This window comes from Nocardia stercoris, assembly GCF_003696265.1.
GTDB lineage: Bacteria > Actinomycetota > Actinomycetes > Mycobacteriales > Mycobacteriaceae > Nocardia > Nocardia stercoris.
Genome location: NZ_RFFH01000005.1, coordinates 367,808 through 383,978, shown reverse-complemented (window position 1 = coordinate 383,978; position 16,171 = coordinate 367,808). Strand labels below are relative to the sequence as shown.

General features: G+C 67.3%; 21 protein-coding genes and 1 pseudogene. 7 read left to right on the top strand and 15 right to left on the bottom strand.

Annotated features, from left to right (window positions below; genetic code table 11):
* Positions 1–5 precede the first annotated feature (5 nt).
* Positions 6–1,139 (bottom strand): AI-2E family transporter, encoded by a 1,134-nt coding sequence (locus EBN03_RS15390; protein WP_233608409.1) that lies wholly within the window; start codon positions 1,137–1,139, stop codon positions 6–8.
* A gap of 498 nt (positions 1,140–1,637) precedes the next feature.
* Positions 1,638–2,033 (bottom strand): hypothetical protein, encoded by a 396-nt coding sequence (locus EBN03_RS15385; RefSeq protein ID WP_147471598.1) that lies wholly within the window; start codon positions 2,031–2,033, stop codon positions 1,638–1,640.
* Between the two features lie 174 nt (positions 2,034–2,207).
* Here EBN03_RS15385 and EBN03_RS15380 point away from each other — a divergent pair, with 174 nt between their 5' ends.
* Together EBN03_RS15380 and EBN03_RS15375 are read left to right on the top strand one after the other, a co-directional pair.
* The gene (locus EBN03_RS15380) at positions 2,208–2,435 is read left to right on the top strand and encodes a hypothetical protein (protein ID WP_122188692.1); all 228 of its coding nucleotides are present in this window, start codon (positions 2,208–2,210) and stop codon (positions 2,433–2,435) included.
* 236 nt (positions 2,436–2,671) lie between these two features.
* Positions 2,672–3,535, top strand: a complete 864-nt coding sequence (locus tag EBN03_RS15375) for an endonuclease/exonuclease/phosphatase family protein (protein WP_199742780.1) — start codon at positions 2,672–2,674, stop codon at positions 3,533–3,535.
* 283 nt (positions 3,536–3,818) lie between these two features.
* On the opposite strand, the gene EBN03_RS15370 is transcribed toward EBN03_RS15375, so the two are convergent.
* The 5 genes from EBN03_RS15370 to EBN03_RS15350 all read right to left on the bottom strand — a co-directional run bounded on the left by EBN03_RS15370 (position 3,819) and on the right by EBN03_RS15350 (position 8,506).
* Positions 3,819–5,228 carry an MDR family MFS transporter gene (locus tag EBN03_RS15370; protein ID WP_122188691.1) on the bottom strand — a complete coding sequence of 470 codons (1,410 nt, stop codon included), beginning with the start codon at positions 5,226–5,228 and terminating at the stop codon, positions 3,819–3,821.
* Between the two features lie 149 nt (positions 5,229–5,377).
* Positions 5,378–6,082, bottom strand: coding sequence for a dienelactone hydrolase family protein (locus tag EBN03_RS15365; protein WP_122188690.1), 705 nt, complete (start codon positions 6,080–6,082; stop codon positions 5,378–5,380).
* Between the two features lie 47 nt (positions 6,083–6,129).
* Positions 6,130–6,579, bottom strand: a complete 450-nt coding sequence (locus tag EBN03_RS15360; protein WP_122188766.1) for a GNAT family N-acetyltransferase — start codon at positions 6,577–6,579, stop codon at positions 6,130–6,132.
* A complete protein-coding gene (locus EBN03_RS15355) occupies positions 6,579–7,811 on the bottom strand; it encodes an MFS transporter (RefSeq protein WP_122188689.1) in 1,233 nt (410 codons plus the stop codon). The genes EBN03_RS15360 and EBN03_RS15355 overlap by 1 nt, the downstream gene beginning before the upstream one ends.
* Positions 7,812–7,861: 50 nt before the next feature.
* Complete coding sequence (locus EBN03_RS15350; RefSeq protein ID WP_233608402.1) at positions 7,862–8,506, bottom strand: mycothiol-dependent nitroreductase Rv2466c family protein; 645 nt, start codon at positions 8,504–8,506, stop codon at positions 7,862–7,864.
* Positions 8,507–8,619: 113 nt separating this feature from the next.
* Here EBN03_RS15350 and EBN03_RS15345 point away from each other — a divergent pair, with 113 nt between their 5' ends.
* Entirely contained in the window at positions 8,620–9,507 is an 888-nt protein-coding gene (locus EBN03_RS15345; RefSeq protein ID WP_122188688.1) for a LysR family transcriptional regulator, read from the top strand.
* An 18-nt stretch (positions 9,508–9,525) separates the two neighbouring features.
* Here the strand turns inward: EBN03_RS15345 and EBN03_RS15340 are convergent, their stop codons facing one another.
* The 4 genes from EBN03_RS15340 to EBN03_RS15325 all read right to left on the bottom strand — a co-directional run bounded on the left by EBN03_RS15340 (position 9,526) and on the right by EBN03_RS15325 (position 11,703).
* Positions 9,526–9,978 (bottom strand): SRPBCC family protein, encoded by a 453-nt coding sequence (locus EBN03_RS15340; RefSeq protein ID WP_122188687.1) that lies wholly within the window; start codon positions 9,976–9,978, stop codon positions 9,526–9,528.
* A 30-nt stretch (positions 9,979–10,008) separates the two neighbouring features.
* Positions 10,009–10,512 (bottom strand): pyridoxamine 5'-phosphate oxidase family protein, encoded by a 504-nt coding sequence (locus EBN03_RS15335; RefSeq protein WP_122188686.1) that lies wholly within the window; start codon positions 10,510–10,512, stop codon positions 10,009–10,011.
* On the bottom strand, positions 10,509–10,844 hold the full coding sequence (locus tag EBN03_RS15330) for an ArsR/SmtB family transcription factor (protein WP_122188685.1): 336 nt from the start codon (positions 10,842–10,844) through the stop codon (positions 10,509–10,511). Before EBN03_RS15330 ends, EBN03_RS15335 begins: the two co-directional genes overlap by 4 nt.
* A 550-nt stretch (positions 10,845–11,394) precedes the next feature.
* Entirely contained in the window at positions 11,395–11,703 is a 309-nt protein-coding gene (locus tag EBN03_RS15325; protein WP_158675627.1) for a PASTA domain-containing protein, read from the bottom strand.
* Between the two features lie 127 nt (positions 11,704–11,830).
* On the opposite strand from EBN03_RS15325, the gene EBN03_RS15320 reads away from it, so the two are divergent.
* Together EBN03_RS15320 and EBN03_RS35990 are read left to right on the top strand one after the other, a co-directional pair.
* Complete coding sequence (locus EBN03_RS15320; RefSeq protein WP_233608401.1) at positions 11,831–12,577, top strand: histidine phosphatase family protein; 747 nt, start codon at positions 11,831–11,833, stop codon at positions 12,575–12,577.
* A gap of 103 nt (positions 12,578–12,680) precedes the next feature.
* Positions 12,681–12,884, top strand: coding sequence for a hypothetical protein (locus EBN03_RS35990; protein ID WP_456093813.1), 204 nt, complete (start codon positions 12,681–12,683; stop codon positions 12,882–12,884).
* Here the strand turns inward: EBN03_RS35990 and EBN03_RS35985 are convergent.
* Positions 12,879–13,064 carry an SDR family NAD(P)-dependent oxidoreductase gene (locus EBN03_RS35985; RefSeq protein WP_456093815.1) on the bottom strand — a complete coding sequence of 62 codons (186 nt, stop codon included), beginning with the start codon at positions 13,062–13,064 and terminating at the stop codon, positions 12,879–12,881. The two genes, EBN03_RS35990 and EBN03_RS35985, sit on opposite strands and share 6 nt — an antisense overlap.
* Positions 13,065–13,093: 29 nt before the next feature.
* Positions 13,094–13,531, bottom strand: coding sequence for a class I SAM-dependent methyltransferase (locus tag EBN03_RS15310; RefSeq protein ID WP_122188682.1), 438 nt, complete (start codon positions 13,529–13,531; stop codon positions 13,094–13,096).
* A gap of 32 nt (positions 13,532–13,563) precedes the next feature.
* On the opposite strand from EBN03_RS15310, the pseudogene EBN03_RS35070 reads away from it, so the two are divergent.
* Positions 13,564–13,656: pseudogene (locus EBN03_RS35070) on the top strand (dihydrofolate reductase family protein); the annotation flags it as partial.
* Positions 13,657–13,774: 118 nt separating this feature from the next.
* Positions 13,775–14,422, top strand: a complete 648-nt coding sequence (locus tag EBN03_RS15300) for a TetR/AcrR family transcriptional regulator (RefSeq protein WP_122188681.1) — start codon at positions 13,775–13,777, stop codon at positions 14,420–14,422.
* Between the two features lie 18 nt (positions 14,423–14,440).
* Here the strand turns inward: EBN03_RS15300 and EBN03_RS15295 are convergent, their stop codons facing one another.
* Both EBN03_RS15295 and EBN03_RS15290 read right to left on the bottom strand, forming a co-directional pair.
* The gene (locus EBN03_RS15295; protein WP_122188680.1) at positions 14,441–15,328 is read right to left on the bottom strand and encodes an LLM class flavin-dependent oxidoreductase; all 888 of its coding nucleotides are present in this window, start codon (positions 15,326–15,328) and stop codon (positions 14,441–14,443) included.
* A gap of 47 nt (positions 15,329–15,375) precedes the next feature.
* The gene (locus EBN03_RS15290; RefSeq protein WP_122188679.1) at positions 15,376–16,158 is read right to left on the bottom strand and encodes an alpha/beta fold hydrolase; all 783 of its coding nucleotides are present in this window, start codon (positions 16,156–16,158) and stop codon (positions 15,376–15,378) included.
* Positions 16,159–16,171 lie beyond the last annotated feature (13 nt).

Sequence of the window (16,171 nt, the reverse complement as noted above, 5' to 3'; positions counted from 1 at the left end):
GCGAATCAGCGCTGATCCAGTGAGGGCAGCACTGTCTCACTGAGAATCAGTAGCACCGCAGCGGCGACCGGGATCGCGAGCAGGGCACCAGCGAACCCGAGTAACGCGCCTCCCAGCAGAACTGCCACTACCGTCACGATCGCCGGCACGCGGACCGTTCTGCCGATGATTCTGGGCACCAGCACATAGTCCTCGAACAACCGCAGAACGATGAAGAAGACGACGGTAGCCACTGTCACGGGCAGAGATACGGTGAGCGCGACCAGCGCCACGACCACCCCGGCGATCGTGGAACCCACTGCGGGGATCAGGTCGAGGACGGCGACCAGGACGGACAGCAGCAGCGGGTCGGGCACGTCGAAGATCAGCAGCCAGATGAAGGTCAGCACCGCGGTGATCACCGAGATGACCAGGTTCCCGAGGATGTAGCCACCGACCTTCGCGAAGATCTGGTCGCCGATCAGGATCGCTCGTGGTCGGCGCGAGTGCGGAAACAGCCGGTAGATCGAGGCACGGACCTGTGCGAAATTGGCCATGAAGTAGCCGGTCAGCACCGCGACGATCACTGTACCGCTGACGATGCTGAACACCAGGCGCCCTGCGCCGAGGACACCACCGGCCAGCTTCGCGGGATCGGAACCCACCGCCTGCTGGACCCGGTCCCGGAGATGGAAACGCGTGTCGAGTGTCTCGGCCAGCGGATATCGGTGCGCGAGATGATCGACGTAGTCCGGAGCGTTATGGACCAGCGCGCTGCCTTGACCGGCCAGCGGGGGTATCGCTGCGGCGAGGAACCCAGCCAGCAAGCCGAACGCGACCAGGAATACCACGGTCACCGCCGCCCATCGCGGAAACCGCGGGCGAACCAGCCATGACACCACGGGTTCCAGTCCGATGGCCAGGAACAATGCCGTGGCGATCAAGAGCAGCACTTGACTGGCGGCGATCAGCGCCTGGATCGCGCCGTAGGTCACCGCGACGCCGGCAGCGCCCGTCATGCCGATGAAGAACGGCGATCGGGGATCGAATCGTCGCCCGGGCGTACCCAGTGGGTGCTGCGTTGTGCTGGCCCGCGCCGCTTCTGCTTCCGCGGCGATGATCGGTCCGCCTTCGTGGCCGGTATGGGGTTGCGCGACCAGATCGCTGTGACCGTGCTCCGGCGCCTCGGTGGCACCGCGCTGTTCGGTGCGGTCTCGGTCGCTGGAGAGTTCGGATTCCGTCCTGCCCGGCGATTCCTCGGGAGTGATCGAACGCTGCACACCCCCGGGATGATCGGATTCTGATGTGTAAGTCGGCGTGCATACCGGCTCCGGGGTGAGCGGTCCTGACTCCGGACCGGGTGTGGCCTCGTCATCGACATCCATGCACGGCGACTACCCGCCTACGTCACCGCGTACCGGCAGCCCTGCCGAAGGCTCACACGAAGAGCCGCGGGCAGCGATCGGTCACCACCCAGCAGCCTGCCGTTCTCCCTGCACCATGCCGACCTCGAAAGGATGTGAATTGCCCGAGCTGCTCGTGTCCCCCGCCGCGGCTGGCATGCGTCTCGGGCGTGACCACGAACTCGAACGTGGTTGTGACCACGTCGGTGCTCGTGTACCTGAGACCCTGACAGAGGAGGAATTATCGGGTCGATGTCAGGGGTTGTGCGGCGTCTGTTCGGGGTCGGTTCTCTGTTGCGTCTCATCCGACTTCGAGTCCGGATCGACCTTATCCGCGCGCTTCCACTCCTTGTCCAGCTCGGTTCGCGAATCTGCCGCCTCGTCGCGATGTGCGTGTGCTTGCTGAGCAAGTTGCTCGGCCTGCGCCGCCTTGGCCTCGCTTTCAGCCTTTGCCATCCGGCTTCGGGCAGCGGCCTCCTCCGCCTGGGCCTCCCGCTGAGCGACTTCGGATTCTTGTTCTGCCGCGCGGTCACGGATGCTGCGAGCTTCGACCCGGCGGTGTTCACGCCGTGCGCGAAGCGACAACCAGGCCGCAAGCAAAACGATCACAATCGCCAGGACGACGATCACGATCACAATGGTGGTGCTCATCTTCTGGCTCCTCACACCCTCCCCGGCTACCCTGACGATGCGCGACTACCCCTGAACTGGGAAAATAAGCGGTCGGACGTTCAGGTCGCACGGCGATATTCACGAGTTCGAGCTGGCCGCCGCCATGATGCTGCGACCTACCGGGGTGCACCTGCCGGTGCCGACCGTGCTGCGGTGGGCGCGGCTGCTCGACAACTGGCTCTCGTCGACGAACTCGGTGGCGCCGTCGGAGTTTCGGCGACCGCCGAACCGGACCTGCTCGCCGGATTGGCCCCGCTGGCGGAGTCGGGTTCGCCGTGGCGGCGACGCCGCTACGGCGGCCGCTCAACAACGCGAACACCGGCGGTCGGGCCGCGGATCCGAGTCCAGCCGGTCGGCACCCGCGCGATGACCGTGACGTAGCTCCTCTGTCACGGTGACGAAGCTGCGGTGGCTCCGCGGGACCTGCTTCTGAGCCGGGGTGCCGGGACTCCGCGGCCCGGTCGGGATGCCGGTGTCGGCGTGTCGATTCCACATCGTGTTTCGCCGCCCGAGCTGCCCAGGTCTGGGAAGGCGGCCGGATCGTTCGTCTCGAACTGCCGATTATCGTTCGGCCCGTGAAATTCAGGACCCTCGCGGTAGCGTTCGCCGCGTCTGTTGTGGCGCTGGTCGCCGCGCCGCCGCTCACAGCCTCGGCCGACGGTGTGGCCACCTACTCGGTCTGGCAGTGGAACATCTCGGGCAACGAGATGAACAAGAACTCGACCACGAACGGCATGACTGCCGCCGCGGCGGATTCGATTGTCGGCACCCACTCCGACTTCGCGGCGTTCAACGAGATGTGCCATGCCCAGTTCGACGACATCATCGCCCGACTGCGGACGGCGGGATGGCCTCAGGACCCCGCCAACTTCGCTCGCTGGGCTCCGGCTATCTCCGGCGGTACGAGTACGTGCAATGGTGGCGAGTTCGGAAACGCGATCTTCAGCAAGCAACCGCTGGGGGCCGCTGATCGGATCACGTTGCCCGACGACGGCACTTCCGAGCATCGCAATATGCTCTGCGATCAGCTGTTGAGCGCGCCGCACATGCGGTTCTGCACCGCCCACCTCTCATACCTGGACAACGCGCCGGCGCCGGGAAGCACGGAAACACCCAGGACTCTCCAACTGGCCGCGACTCTCACTCAGATGGAGAAATACCACGCGAACGGCGACACCGTGATCATCGCCGGTGACTTCAACGCTCGACCGGACTGGGGGCGGATGAAGCCCTACTACTCGAGTGCGGTCAACACCCCAACAACCATGACAACACCGGGCATTACCACGAGCTCGACGACAACGGTGGGATCTGCCACGGTTACGGTACGACCACCGACTACGGATCCACCGAGTCGAACCCGTGCGGTGCGCCGCCGAAGATCGACTTCGCCTTCGTGCGCGAGGATCGCATCGCACCGGGAACCACCTACTCGGCAACGGTCATCGGTCCAGGCCCCTGCAGCGGCGGAGCAGCGGTGAATTGCGGCGCACGTCTGCCACAAGGATCATTGCCGACCTGCGGAACCGGGTACTGCTCCGATCACTCGATCCTCACCGGACGGGTGACCGTCCTCCAATAACCGTGTAGCCCTCCGGCACGGCACCGTGCCGGAGGGCTACGCCTGGAGTCCCGGACGATTCGCCGCACTACGGCCGCAGTCTCTTCGTCAGGCTGCCCCTGTGGCGGAGCCGCCCGCGCATTGCTGGAAGAGCATTGCGCGGGCGGCATCCGCGTCGCCGGCCCGGTGTCGGACGGTGGCGCTCAGCCGGCCGGCTGGGCTTTCGCGGGCATCATCGCCGAGGCCACCACCATGACCGATGCCATGATCGCCACGACCACGAATACCCAGTGGACTGCCGAGGCCAGCGCAGCGGGGGCCGGACGGGCGCTGTGCCCGGTGTGGGCATTCACGATCGCGCCGAAGACCGCCACCCCCACCGCGCTACCGATGTTGCGGGCGAACATGGTCGTGGACGTCACCACTCCGCGCTCGGACCATTCGGCACTGGTCTGGGCCGCGATCAGCGTAGGTGTGGCGATCATGCCCATGCCCAGGCCGACGGCGAAACAACTCGCCGCGAGCTGCGGCAGCGTCGATGTGCTGTCCACCGGGATCAAGGACGCCGCGCCGAGCGCGGCCAGCGAGCTGCCGATGATCGCCGTCGCGCGGAAACCTATGCGCAGGTAGATCTTTCCGGCCTGGGACGCCGCCAACGGCCAGCCGAGTGTCAACGTCGACGCGGTGAAGCCGGCGACGAGTGCGCCTTTGCCGAGTACTCCCTGGGCGAAGGTCGCGACATAGGTCGTGAGCCCGACCAGCACCGCACCGACCAGGAGCGACACCAGGCTGGCGGCGACGATGACGCGGCGGGTGAAGATCCACGGCGGCAGAACCGGATGCGCGGCCCGCTGCTCATATCTGCCGAAGGCGACCAGCACGATCGCCCCGGCCGCGACGAGGGCGATGCCGGTCGGTGAGTTCCATGCCCAGGCTTGCCCGCCCTCGAGCAGGGCCAGGATCAGCGCACCGGCACCGATGGTGAGCAGACCGGTGCCCGGGTAGTCGATGTGTTGCGTCCGGCGGGGCGCGCTTTCGGTGAACTGCCGCAGGATCGTCCAAGCAGCGACTGCGGCCAGCGGCAGGTTGATCAGGAATATCCACCGCCAGCTGACGTACTGGGAGAACACCCCACCCAGCAACGGGCCCAGTACCGAGGCGAGCGCCCACACGCCAGCGAGGTAGCCCTGTACTCGGGCACGCTCGCGCAGCGTGTAGATGTCACCGGCGATCGTCATGGACATCGGGCCGACCGCCCCGGCGCCGATCCCCTGGATCGCCCGGAACACAATGAGTTCCGGCATATCGGTCGCGATCCCGCACAGCAGTGATCCGAGCGCGAAGATCGCGATGCCGAACATCATGATCGGCTTACGGCCCAGCGTATCGGCCAGACTCCCGTAGATCGGCACGGTGACCGCCTGCGCGAGCAGATAGATGCTGAACAGCCAAGGGAATTGGGCGAATCCCCCCAAATCTCGGGTGATGGTGAGGACCGCCGTGGCGATGATGGTCGAATCCAAGGCCACCAGGGAGTTCGCCAGCATGATGGCGGCCAGGATCGGCCCGCGCTCCGAACGCAGTCCGACTGCGTCCTTCAGTTCTGTTGCCATGCGCAGCAACTCCTTTCGTCAGTTCCTCGCCTCGGCGGCTCGACCGCGCTGCAGGCTCGGCGACATGGTCGATGAATACCGGTCGAGCTGCCGGACTGCAGGAGTGTCCGCAAGCCGACAGCCGGCCCGTGAGCCCCGGTGCGCCGAGGTCAACTCGCACGGTCGAGAGCGCCACGCAGGAATCCGATCGTGCGCTGCCACGCGATGCCGGCTTGGGCCTTGTCGTAGTTGCCCGAACGGTTTTCCTCGTTGGCGAAGGCGTGGCCGGCCGGGTAGAAGTACAGCTCGATCGTCGTACCGGCGTGCGCGCGGACACGGGCAGCCAATCGCCGGGCGTGCTCGGGCGGTACTGCCGTGTCGTATGCGCCGAAGTGCCCCATGACCGCTGCTCGCAGACCGGAGAAGTCGGCATCACCGGCGTCGGCGCCGTAGTACGGGACAGCTGCGGTGATCTTGTCACCGACCGCGGCGGCCAAGGCGACCACGAATCCCCCGCCCATGCAGAAGCCGACCGCGCCGAGGGCATCGCCGGTCACGGCGTCATGGGCGAGCAGATAATCGACAGCGCTGGAAAGCTGCGCGACACCGCGTTCGACGGGGAGTTCGCTCATCCATTTCGCCCCGTCGGCGGCGTTGTGAGTCACCCTGCCGCCGAACAGGTCCGGCGCCAGCGCCACGAAACCTTCCGCGGCCAGCCGGTCGACCACCCCGGCGATCTGATCGGTGAGTCCCCACCATTCCTGGATGACGATCACGCCCGGGCCCGCTCCGGTCTCCGGAACCGCCAGATAGCCGTAGCCCTTGCCGTCCGATGTGGGAAATGTGGTGTTCTGTCGAAATGTTGCGGTGGTCATCGTCTGTACCGTCTTTCGCTGAGCTGATGGGTTCGAGGGTCCGGGGGTCATGGTTCGAGCAGTCCGTTGCGGATGGCGGTTCCGGGATCGCGCCAGATGGCCATCGCCGTCTTCATCGGCAGAAACCCCTGCCGCCGGTAGAAGTCCTCGGTGCCAGGATTCGCGTAGAGCAGGATCTTCTTGTGTCCGCGGCATCGCGCGATCAGCCGCGCGATGACCTCCCGGCCCAGGCCCTTGCCTTGGTGGTCGGGATGGACTGCTATGTCGGCGAGGTAGGCGCAGTCCAGCCCGTCGGCCAGCGCCCGTCCGGCCGCGACGAGGCGGTCGCCCGCGTAGACGAAGCACAGGTACCTGCTGTTGTAGAAGACCGTCCGCAGTGCCTGCGGCGGTTTGTCGCCGAGGGGCGCGATCCGGTAGAGATTCGACAGCTCGTCGAGATCGACACCGGCGAGGTCGTCCACCCACGAATAGTCCTGTGCCGCAGTAGCTTCGGGCATCATGCCTCCACCGCCACATCGGCCCGGCTCGATGAGCGATCGTGATCGCCCGTCTCGCGCGGCGCGCGGATCATGATCACGGCAAGCACCACGGATGCCGCGGTGAGCGCCACCGCGAACCAGAGGGTGCTGCGGACGCCGAGGTGGTCGGCGAACAGGCCACCGATGAGCGCCCCCAGGGCGATGGACAGGTTGTAGCCGAGGGTGTTGATCGACATCGCGGCCTCGAAGGTGTCGGGTGCGGCGGCGAGGGTCAGATTGATCTGGCACAGGTTCGCGGCGCCGAACGACACACCCCACAGCGTCATCGCCACCAGCGCGCCGGCGGGTGAATGTCCGGCGCCCAGCAGCAGGAGCAGCGATACCACCAGACCACCGCAGGCGATTCCGAAGCTGGCGCGCGGATTCTTGTCCACGGCGTGCCCGGCAATGAAATTGCCTGCCGCGCCGCCGATTCCGTAGACGACCAGCAGCACGGTGATGAAGGCCGACGATGCCGCATCCGTCTTCTCCAGGAACGGCCGGATGAACGTGTACGCACCGAAATGGCCCAGTACGTACAGGATTACCGTGACCATGACGATGCGCAGCGCCGCATTACGGACGGGCAGCGCGAAGACTTCCCGGGCCGCGACCGCGTTCTCCGACGGCAGCGACGGAATCGTGACGAGGACCAGCGCCAGCACGACCACCGCCAGCGCGCTCCAGATCAGGAACGTCGTGCGCCAGCCGGCCAGGCCACCGATGAAGGTACCCAAGGGAATTCCCACCACGGTGCCGATCGAGATACCCGACAGCGCGATCGCGGCCGCTCGGTTCGCGTGCGGTCCGGGCACCAGCCGCATGGCCATGCTGACGGCGACGGCCCAGAACATTCCGTGCGCGAAACCCATGATCAGGCGGGTGACCAGCACCAGACCGAAGTTCGGCGCGACGGCGACGACGAGATTGCCCACCGCCATCACAGTGAGCAGGATCGGCAGCAGCGCACGGCGATTCACGCGCCGGGTCCAGGCGACCAGGAACGGTACACCCAGTCCGGCGGAGATGCCGAACAGGGTGACGATAAGCCCGGCGGTACCGGTGGCCACGTGCAGGGCCGAGCTCAGCGGGGTGAGCAGGCCGACGGGCATCAATTCGGTGGTGACGAAGGTGAACAGGCTGGCGGTGATGACGGCGACGCCCAGCCAGGAGCGCAGCGGTGAGAGCGGATGGCCCCCGTATGTGGACATGGGTTTCCCTGCCTATTTTCTGGTGAGTGGACCGAAACGGCGAAGAACGGTCAGGCTGAGTGGAACTCGGGAACCCGGTCACGGGCGCGTTTGAGCTCGAAGAACCCGTCGGTGGACGCCATCGTCAGGACGGCGTCCCACAACCGGCCGGCCGCCGCGGCCCGCGGGGGCCGGGCGATGACCGGGCCGAAGAACGCGATCGGTGCGCCCTCGGCGGCCGGGACGTGGATGACGGGAGTGCCGACCGCGTCGCCGACCGGTTTCATCCCCGCGTCGTGGCTGGCGCGCAGGGCCTCGTCGTAGGCGGTGCTGTCCGCGGCGTCAGCGAGTTCGGCCGGCAGACCGCATTCGGCGAGCGCGGCCAGGATCATGGCGGGGCCGAGGCCCGCCTGCTCCAGATGGATTCGAGCGCCCATCGCCAGGTAGAGCGGTCGCAGCACCTCGGGGCCGTACTGCTGCTCGGCGGCGACGCAGACGCGGACACAGCCCCAGCCGTCGCGCTGAGCCTGCCGGTACTTCTCCGGCACCTCCCGGCCGTCGTTGAGGACGGACAGGCTCATCACGTGGAAGCGGGTTTCGACGGGCCGCACCTGTTCGACTTCGAGTAGCCACCGCGTGGCGATCCAGGCCCATGGGCAGCGCGGATCGACCCAGAGATCGATCGTGGCGGCTCGAGCGTGGGAAGTGTCGTTCACAGCGGAAATCCTTTGTGCCGGTGAAATGTTGACCACCGAAGTCTCTGCCCGGCACGGTCGCGGCGTCCAACACATGTTTGTCAAGGCAACGATCGTGAATCACGATTGATCGCATGGAGTTGCAGCAGATGCGATATGTGATCGCGATCGCCGAGACCAACAGCTTCACTCGCGCGGCCGAGCGCTGCCGGGTCGTCCAATCGGCGCTCAGTCACCAAATCGCGCGCCTGGAGCGAGAATTGGGCGCGAAGCTGTTCGAACGCACCAGCCGCCGAGTACGTTTGACGCCCGCCGGGGCGGCCTTCCTCCCAGCGGCACGCCAGTGCCTCGACGCCGCGGACCGCGCGGCGGCCGAGGTGGCGGCGGCGGCCGGGGAAATCCGTGGACGCTTGGCGGTGGGCCTCATCCCCACCGTCGCCGCCGTGGACGTCCCGGCCACCCTGGCCGAATTCCGGTCTCACCATCCCCAAGTGCGCATCAGCCTGTGCGCGGGCGCGAGCGAGGACCTCGCCGAGAAGGTCCGAAGCGGCACCATCGACATCGCCTTTCTGGGATTGCCGACCACGGCTCGGCCGCAGGGGGTCCGATCCCACGTCCTCGCGCACGACCATCTGGTCGCCGTGGTCGCCCCGGATCACCCGCTCGCCGCCGAATCCGTCGTCGATCTCTCCCGGCTGTCCACCGAGGTGTTCGTCGATCTGCCGGCGGGCACCGCCGGCCGCGCCCAGGCCGATCAGGCCTTCGCAGCCGCTGGACTCACCCGCGACGTCGCGTTCGAGGTCACCACCGCGTACCTCATCAATCGGCTGGTCGAGCAACGACTCGCCATCGCCATGCTCGCCTCGGCCTACGTACCCCAGCTGACCGGCCTGGCCACCATCGAGGTAGCCAACGCCCCCACCCGCGTCGAACACATCGTCTGGAGCCGCGACGGCCACTCCCCCGCTGCCGCCGCCTTCCTAGAAATCCTCGGCATTCCATCACCACCCGAAGATCGCTGAGGCCTGGCCTGGTGGGCCTCAGCCCTTTGCCACTGTGCGCGCAAGGCGGTCCAGGCTTTGGCCCCAGCCGTGGGCCGCGCTGTCGTCCGGGGACAACGGGCCGGGAGCCAGGAGGTGGAAGTTCAAGGCGGTCTTGCCGTTTCCGGCATCGGTGAAGGTGACCGTGATGACGGAATCGTGCTCAGGGCCGCCATCGCCCGTGGGGTCACCCCAGGTGAACACCAACCGTTCCGGTTCGACGATCTCGCGGAATACTCCGGCACTGCGATATTCGGTGCCGTCGGCGTCGGAGACCATGATCGATTCGTAGCGGCCCCCGGGGACCGGTTCGGCGACGATGCTGTCGCGGCGGGTGGTGAAGCCTTGGGGGCCGGCCCATTCGGCGATCTGTTCCGGTTCGATCCAGGCCCGGAAGACCAGATCCCGGGGCGCGTCGAAGATCCGGACAAGGGTGAATTCGCGGTTGCTCATGAGGTGTGCTCTCTCGGATTCGCGCACGGGTCAGGCGGACTGCCGCGGTCCGGTCATCCAGTCGGGTGCGCCACTGGGGAAGCGGGTGCGGAAGTCCATCACCGCGGCCCAGGTGGGCCGCACGGCGATGCGCTCCATCCGAGGCGCCATGCCGGCCACGGACCGCAGATACTCCTCCACCGCGGGGTCGCCGCCCTTACGCATGGCCGCCGCGTATTCCGGTAGCAGGCCGTCGGATTCGGTGATCTCGGCACGGCCGCGCAGTAGCAGCACCTGTGGCGGAGCGTCGTTGGTGTCGATGGTGAGGGCGACGTCGGGACGAGCGCGCAGCGCACGGTTCTTGTGCGAGGGCGCGAATCCGGTCATCACCACCTCCTCGCCGTTCCACCAGAAGTTGATCGGAACGACGCGTGGGGTGCCGTCGGCAGCGGTGAAAGCCAGCCGAGCGGGCAGATTCGCCGCCAGCAGTTCGCGCGCGATGGTGGTATCCAGCAGCCGCAGATCCCCCTGGGGCAGGTCCAGCTGTTCGGTCACGGTAGCTCCTTGTGTCGAATGCGTTGCAGGTGTTCGTCGAGGCGATCGAGGCGATCGCCCCAGAAGATTCGGTAGCGCTCCAGCCAGTCGGTCGCCGCTGCCAGCGGAGCGGGCTCGAGTCGGCAACGACGCCACTGCGCGTCGCGGCTGCGGGTGATCAGCCCGGCGCGCTCGAGCACCTTCAGGTGTTTCGAGACAGCGGGCAGGCTCATGGCGAACGGTTCGGCCAACTCGCCGACTGTCGCCTCGCCTTCCGCGAGCCGGGCGAGTATCGCCCGCCGGGTCGCATCGGACAAGGCGGCGAAGACGGAGTCGAGCTGATCCTCGGACATGAGCTTATTACACCATTCGGTTATTTAACTATGTAGTTAAATGATGCGCCAGCAGCGGCGGGCTGTCAATACCGCCGCCATCACGGGGGATCGGAGGACGCCAGGCTGGAACGACATCATTGGGCCAATGATGAGGCAGGGCTCCTAGGTTCTGCCTCGAAGTGTTGAGGGCGGGCCTGTGGCCAGCCCTCAACCCGGACGCCGAGCGAAATCCACCTGCGCAACCGCCTCCAGGCCCATGTGCTCGGGCGGCCAGACGGTCCAGTAGCGAGCTGAACTCAACGCGGCACCCGTCCCGACCCGGGACTTACGCCATATCCGTTGTTTTCGGCGATTACCGCCGAAACCCCAAGTCGCCGGCGCCGAGCATGGGATCGACGTTCGCCCGGAACATGGTGATCAGCTCGGCGCGCCGGGCAACCGGCTCCGCCGACGGATCCGGTCCGCAGTGCAGCGGACCGGATCCGACATTTCGCGCCTGTCCCGCGCGCCCGATCGACAAGTACGTCAGCGGTCCGACGCTGCTGAGACTGCCGCAGCCGCCGGTCGGTCAGCAGGGATGACCGGGATGGGCCATGCTGCCGGGCTCCGAGCTGGTCATGGTGACGACGGTGCCCGGCGCCACCTTGGCACCGACCGCCGGATCCGTGGTCGCGACGACGCATTCGCCGCCGCCCGGTCCGCGGTTGGGGATACTGCCCGCGACGGCGCCCGGGTTGGCGCTCTTGAATTCGCCCTTCAGGCCGGCTGCCTCCAGGATCTGCTGTGCCTTCACCGGGCGTTCCCCGCGCACCTCGGGCACCGTGACGGCGGCGGCCGTCGCCGTGGTGGCCTGCACGGAGGTCGTCGCGATGATCAATATCCCGATGGGTGGAACACCCCCATGGTCGATTCGGGCACATAGCTGCTTCTGTGTGATGCGTCACCCCGATTTCGGTTCTTCGGCATACCCGGGGTGGCTTCCCGCGATGAAAGGCGTTCCCACCATGCGTATCCGATCTCTTCGACTGTCCGTTGCGGTGGTGGCGACCGCGGTCGCGGCCACAACGGCGACCACCGGTGTCGCGTCCGCCGATCTCGGCTTCGGAAGTTCCGGGGGCAGCTTCGGCAGCAGCACCGACGATATGGTCATCACTCTGGTCCGCCATGCCGAGTCCCTAGGTAACGTCTCCGGCCTGATCGACACCACGGTTCCCGGACCGGACCTGTCCCCACTCGGCCGGACACAGGCCGACAACCTGGCCGTTCAGCTGGCCGACAAGAACTACGACTGTGCCTTCGCCTCGAACATGGTGCGTACCCAGCAGACTGCGGCACCGACGGTCGCCGAGCACCACCTGAGCCTCGACATCCAGCCCGGTTTCCGGGAGATCGAGGCGGGCCAGTACGAGGGCACCCCGGAGGCCGCGGCGATGTCCGGGTACCTGCAGGCGCCGATCAAGTGGCTCTCCGGCGACCTGAACGCACGGATTCCGGGCTCCATCGACGGCAACGAATTCGACGGCCGCGTCGATCAAGCACTGCTCGATGTGCAGCGCCGCGGCTGCACCCACCCGGTGATCTTCTCGCACGGTGGCACCATCATGTTCTGGTCCATGCTGAACGCCGGCAACGCCGACAAGAGCAAGCTCGGCACCGATCCGATGCGCAACGGCGGCCACGTCACCCTCCAGGGCAGCCCGCAGAAGGGCTGGACGATCGTCGAGTGGGTCGGCCACCCGGACCTCGGCTGATTCACCCTTCCGCAACCGCGCCCCGGGCGCCACCGACATGGCACCGGGGCTCGAGCGGCCCCCGAGAGGGCGGTCGCGCGGTGTCGATGAGCGGACGGAAACATTGCTCGAAATCACCCGCATCACATGGTGGTTCAGCCTCCCCGGTCAACGGGAGAAGTCAGAACATACCGCCACCGGCGTGGATGGCCTGCCTGGTGATCCAGCGGCCTGCGTCGGAGGCGAGGAAGGCGACCACGTCGGCGATGTCGGCGGGCTCGCCGAGCGGGATCCCGGCGATGACAGCCGCAGCCTGCTCGGGTCATAGAGTGGCAGACACCTTTTCGGTTCGGGTGGGGCCGGGCCGGACGCTGTTGACGGTGATTCGGCGTGTTGCGAGTTCGGTGGCCGCCACGCGCACGAGCTGATCGCAGGCGGCCTCGGTTGCTCCGTAGATGCCTGCGGTGGCGCGCGGCACCACGGCGGCACCGCTGGAGATGACGACAATCCGACCGTTGTCGGGAACGTCTTGGCCGATTACCAGTTGTAGTAGGACGTCACGGCGGGCTGGCCGGTGTATCCGGGTCCAGATCGGTTGTCCGCTCCGAGATACTCGGCGCGGAACTCGATCGTTGTCGGGCCGTGTGCGGTGAGGAGGTGTCGACGGGCGTCGTAGGTCAGCCCGGCGGCGCGCAGTCGGGCGAGAACCCTACGGGCGGCCGATGATCCGTCGGCGTGGCGGATCGAATGGGGGTCGAAGTTGGCAACGAACTTGCCGCCGGGAGTCAGCCATCGGAGCATTGCCGCGAGCAGAGCGAGTTTGTCTCCGACGTAATGCAGGCCGTGGACACAGGTCACCAGATTCGCGGGGCGATCCGGCCACCAGTTCCGGGCCGCAGCGGTGATCAGACGTAATCGTGAGGTAGATGCCTCAGCCGCGAAATACCCGACGAGGTCGATACCGCACAGTGTCACAGCGGCACTGGGGAATTCGCGCGGAGATTCACATGCGCACCCTGATCAGCACGGCTTTCATCTCCCTCGACGGCGTCGTGGAGGCTCCCGGAGGGGAACCTGGCTACCGCAACTCCGGATGGACGTGTGTGAGTTCTTGAATCTGGACGCTGTCCAGAAGGACAATACACGACTTCTGGACGCCGTCCAGATATGATCTGGACGGCGTCCGGAACATCGATCCGTCCGCGGTCAGGAGCAGGCATGAGCGACACCCCCGCGAGAACAGCGCAGCGCAGTACGTATCGGCACGGCGCGCTGCGGGAAGCCCTCATCGACGCCGGAGTGGCGATGGCCCGCGCAGGGGGCGGCCCCGAGGCGATCGTGTTACGTGAAGCGGCCCGCCGCGCGGGTGTTGCACCCAACGCGGCCTACACACACTTCAAGGACCGAGAAGCCTTGGTGCAGGCCGTCGCTCGCGTTGCCCTGGCGCGACTGGCGGCCGCCATGACCGCCGAGCAGGACGCTCTGCCGGACCTCGAGGATCCGGCCGCCGTGGCGCGAGCGCGTTTCCGTGCCGTGGGCGCGGGCTACCTGCGCTTCGCCCGGACCGAGCCCGGGCTGTTCCGCACGGCCTTCGCGACCCAGCAGGATGTCTCCGCAGTCGCCGAGCCTGCCGCCGCCGGACCCACCGGGCGATCGGCGATCGCACTGCTCGGCGAAGCACTCGACGGCCTGGTGGACGCACATCTGCTCGCGCCGCAAAGGCGGGCCGGCGCAGAGTTTCTCGCCTGGCCCACCGTGCACGGCCTGGCGTGCCTGGTCGTCGAAGGGCCCTTGCGCTTCCTGGACACCGGCCAGCTCGACGACCTCACCACCCAACTATTGGACATGATCGATCGCGGAATCTGAGCGGCTCGGCCACCCGCGTCAGGACCGTGCGGCCACCACCTCGGTCGCCACCTCGAGGAAGTTCAGGTCGGTGACGGCCGGGACCAGGATGAACTCGTCGCACCCGGCCTGCTCCGCGCCGTCGAGAATGTCGGCGAGCACCTCGGGACTCGATGCCCGTGCCGAGGCGGCGACCAGCTCGGCCAGCTCGGGGCCGAGGAAGCCGAGGTAGCGAGCGGTGAAGGAGCGCAACGCTTCTGATGCGTCGGTGACGCCCAAGGCGGTGAAGCAGCCACTCACCTTGCGCGGGGTCGTCGCACGACCGGCCTCGGTCCAGCAACGGTCGGCGAGCTCGCCCGCTTGGGCGATGTCGTCGGCGTTGCCCGCGATGCTGAAGCCGGAGATGCCGTCAGCCCACCGTGCCGCCCGGCGCATCGCCTTCGGACCCATCGCACCGGCGAGGATGATCGGTCCACCCGGCTGCACGCACGCCGGCCCGACCGGGTCCGCGCCCTCGAACGGCGGCTCGCCGTCGAGAAGTCTTTTCAACTCCGCGACCTTGTCATCGAGCTGCTGGTGCCGTCGGGTGAAATCAGCGCCCAGAGCCCGGTAGTCGTGCTCGCGACCGCCGACCCCGACAGCTACCTCGAGGCGGCCGTTCGCGAGTTGGTCGAGCGTGCCGATCTGCTGGGCGACCATCGCCACCGGATGCTGCGGCAGCACAAAGAGGTTCGCCAAGACCTGCACCCGCTCGGTCACCGCCGCGCAGGCGCCCAGCGTCGCAACCATCTCCGGATTCGAAAACGTCACCCGCTCACCCACCGAAACGCTCGAGAACGGCCCCGCATCGATTCGCCGAGCCCAGTCGACCGTCGTACCCGGTCCGTACCCGGGAGCCATCTGCGGAAGTGCGACACCGATCTTCATGTGGTCACCCTCTCAGAACCGCCCGGCCCCCGTCCGGCGATCTCGATTCAGGCCATGTGTCGGGCTACGTCCGCGCAGAGGATGCTGGGCCAGCGGGCCAGGTCGGCGGGTGTGCGCGCCACTTCCAGGGTGGCTTCGGGGATCAGGTCGGCCAGTGTCTCGGCGGTCGATACCGGGTGGCCGGGGTCGTCGATCCAGGCCAGGATCGTGGTCGGCACGTCGATCGCGGCGATCGCCTCGGGGGCGGGCAGGTCGCTCATTGCCGCGCCGCGGAACAGTGCCGGCAGCAGATGCTCGGAGACGTCGGGGACGGTCTCCGGCGTTCCGGCCGTGGCCGGCGGGCGCGGTGCGGCGAGATCGGCGCTGAGAAAGGCGTCGAGTCCCTGTTCCTCGATCAAACGGGCATTCTTGCGGTAGATGTCGGCTTTCGCCGCCCGGGTGTGCCAGGCGGTGGCGGGCACCAGCAGGGTGAGGCCGTCGAAACGGCCGGGGTCACGGACAGCCGCGTGCAGCAGTGTCCCGGTACCCATCGAAGGACCGACACCGTGCACCTTTTCGCCCGGGAACCAATGGTCGAGCAGCGTCAGCAGATCATCGGCCAGGACCGGCCACCGATAGTCCTCGGGGACGTTTCGGCCTGTAGAGCGTCCGTGGCCGCGCGCGTCGTAGCGCAGCAGCCGGGTTCCGCTGAGTCCCCGGCCGAGATCGAGGCTCATCAGACGGTCGCGGTGGCGACTGGAAGTGAGGCCGTGGAGTTGAACGACGGGGTGTCCACCCTCGTCGCTCAGTTCCACATCGAGGTCGGCGCCGGGGACGCGGAAGGTCGGCACGGGTGGCTCCAGG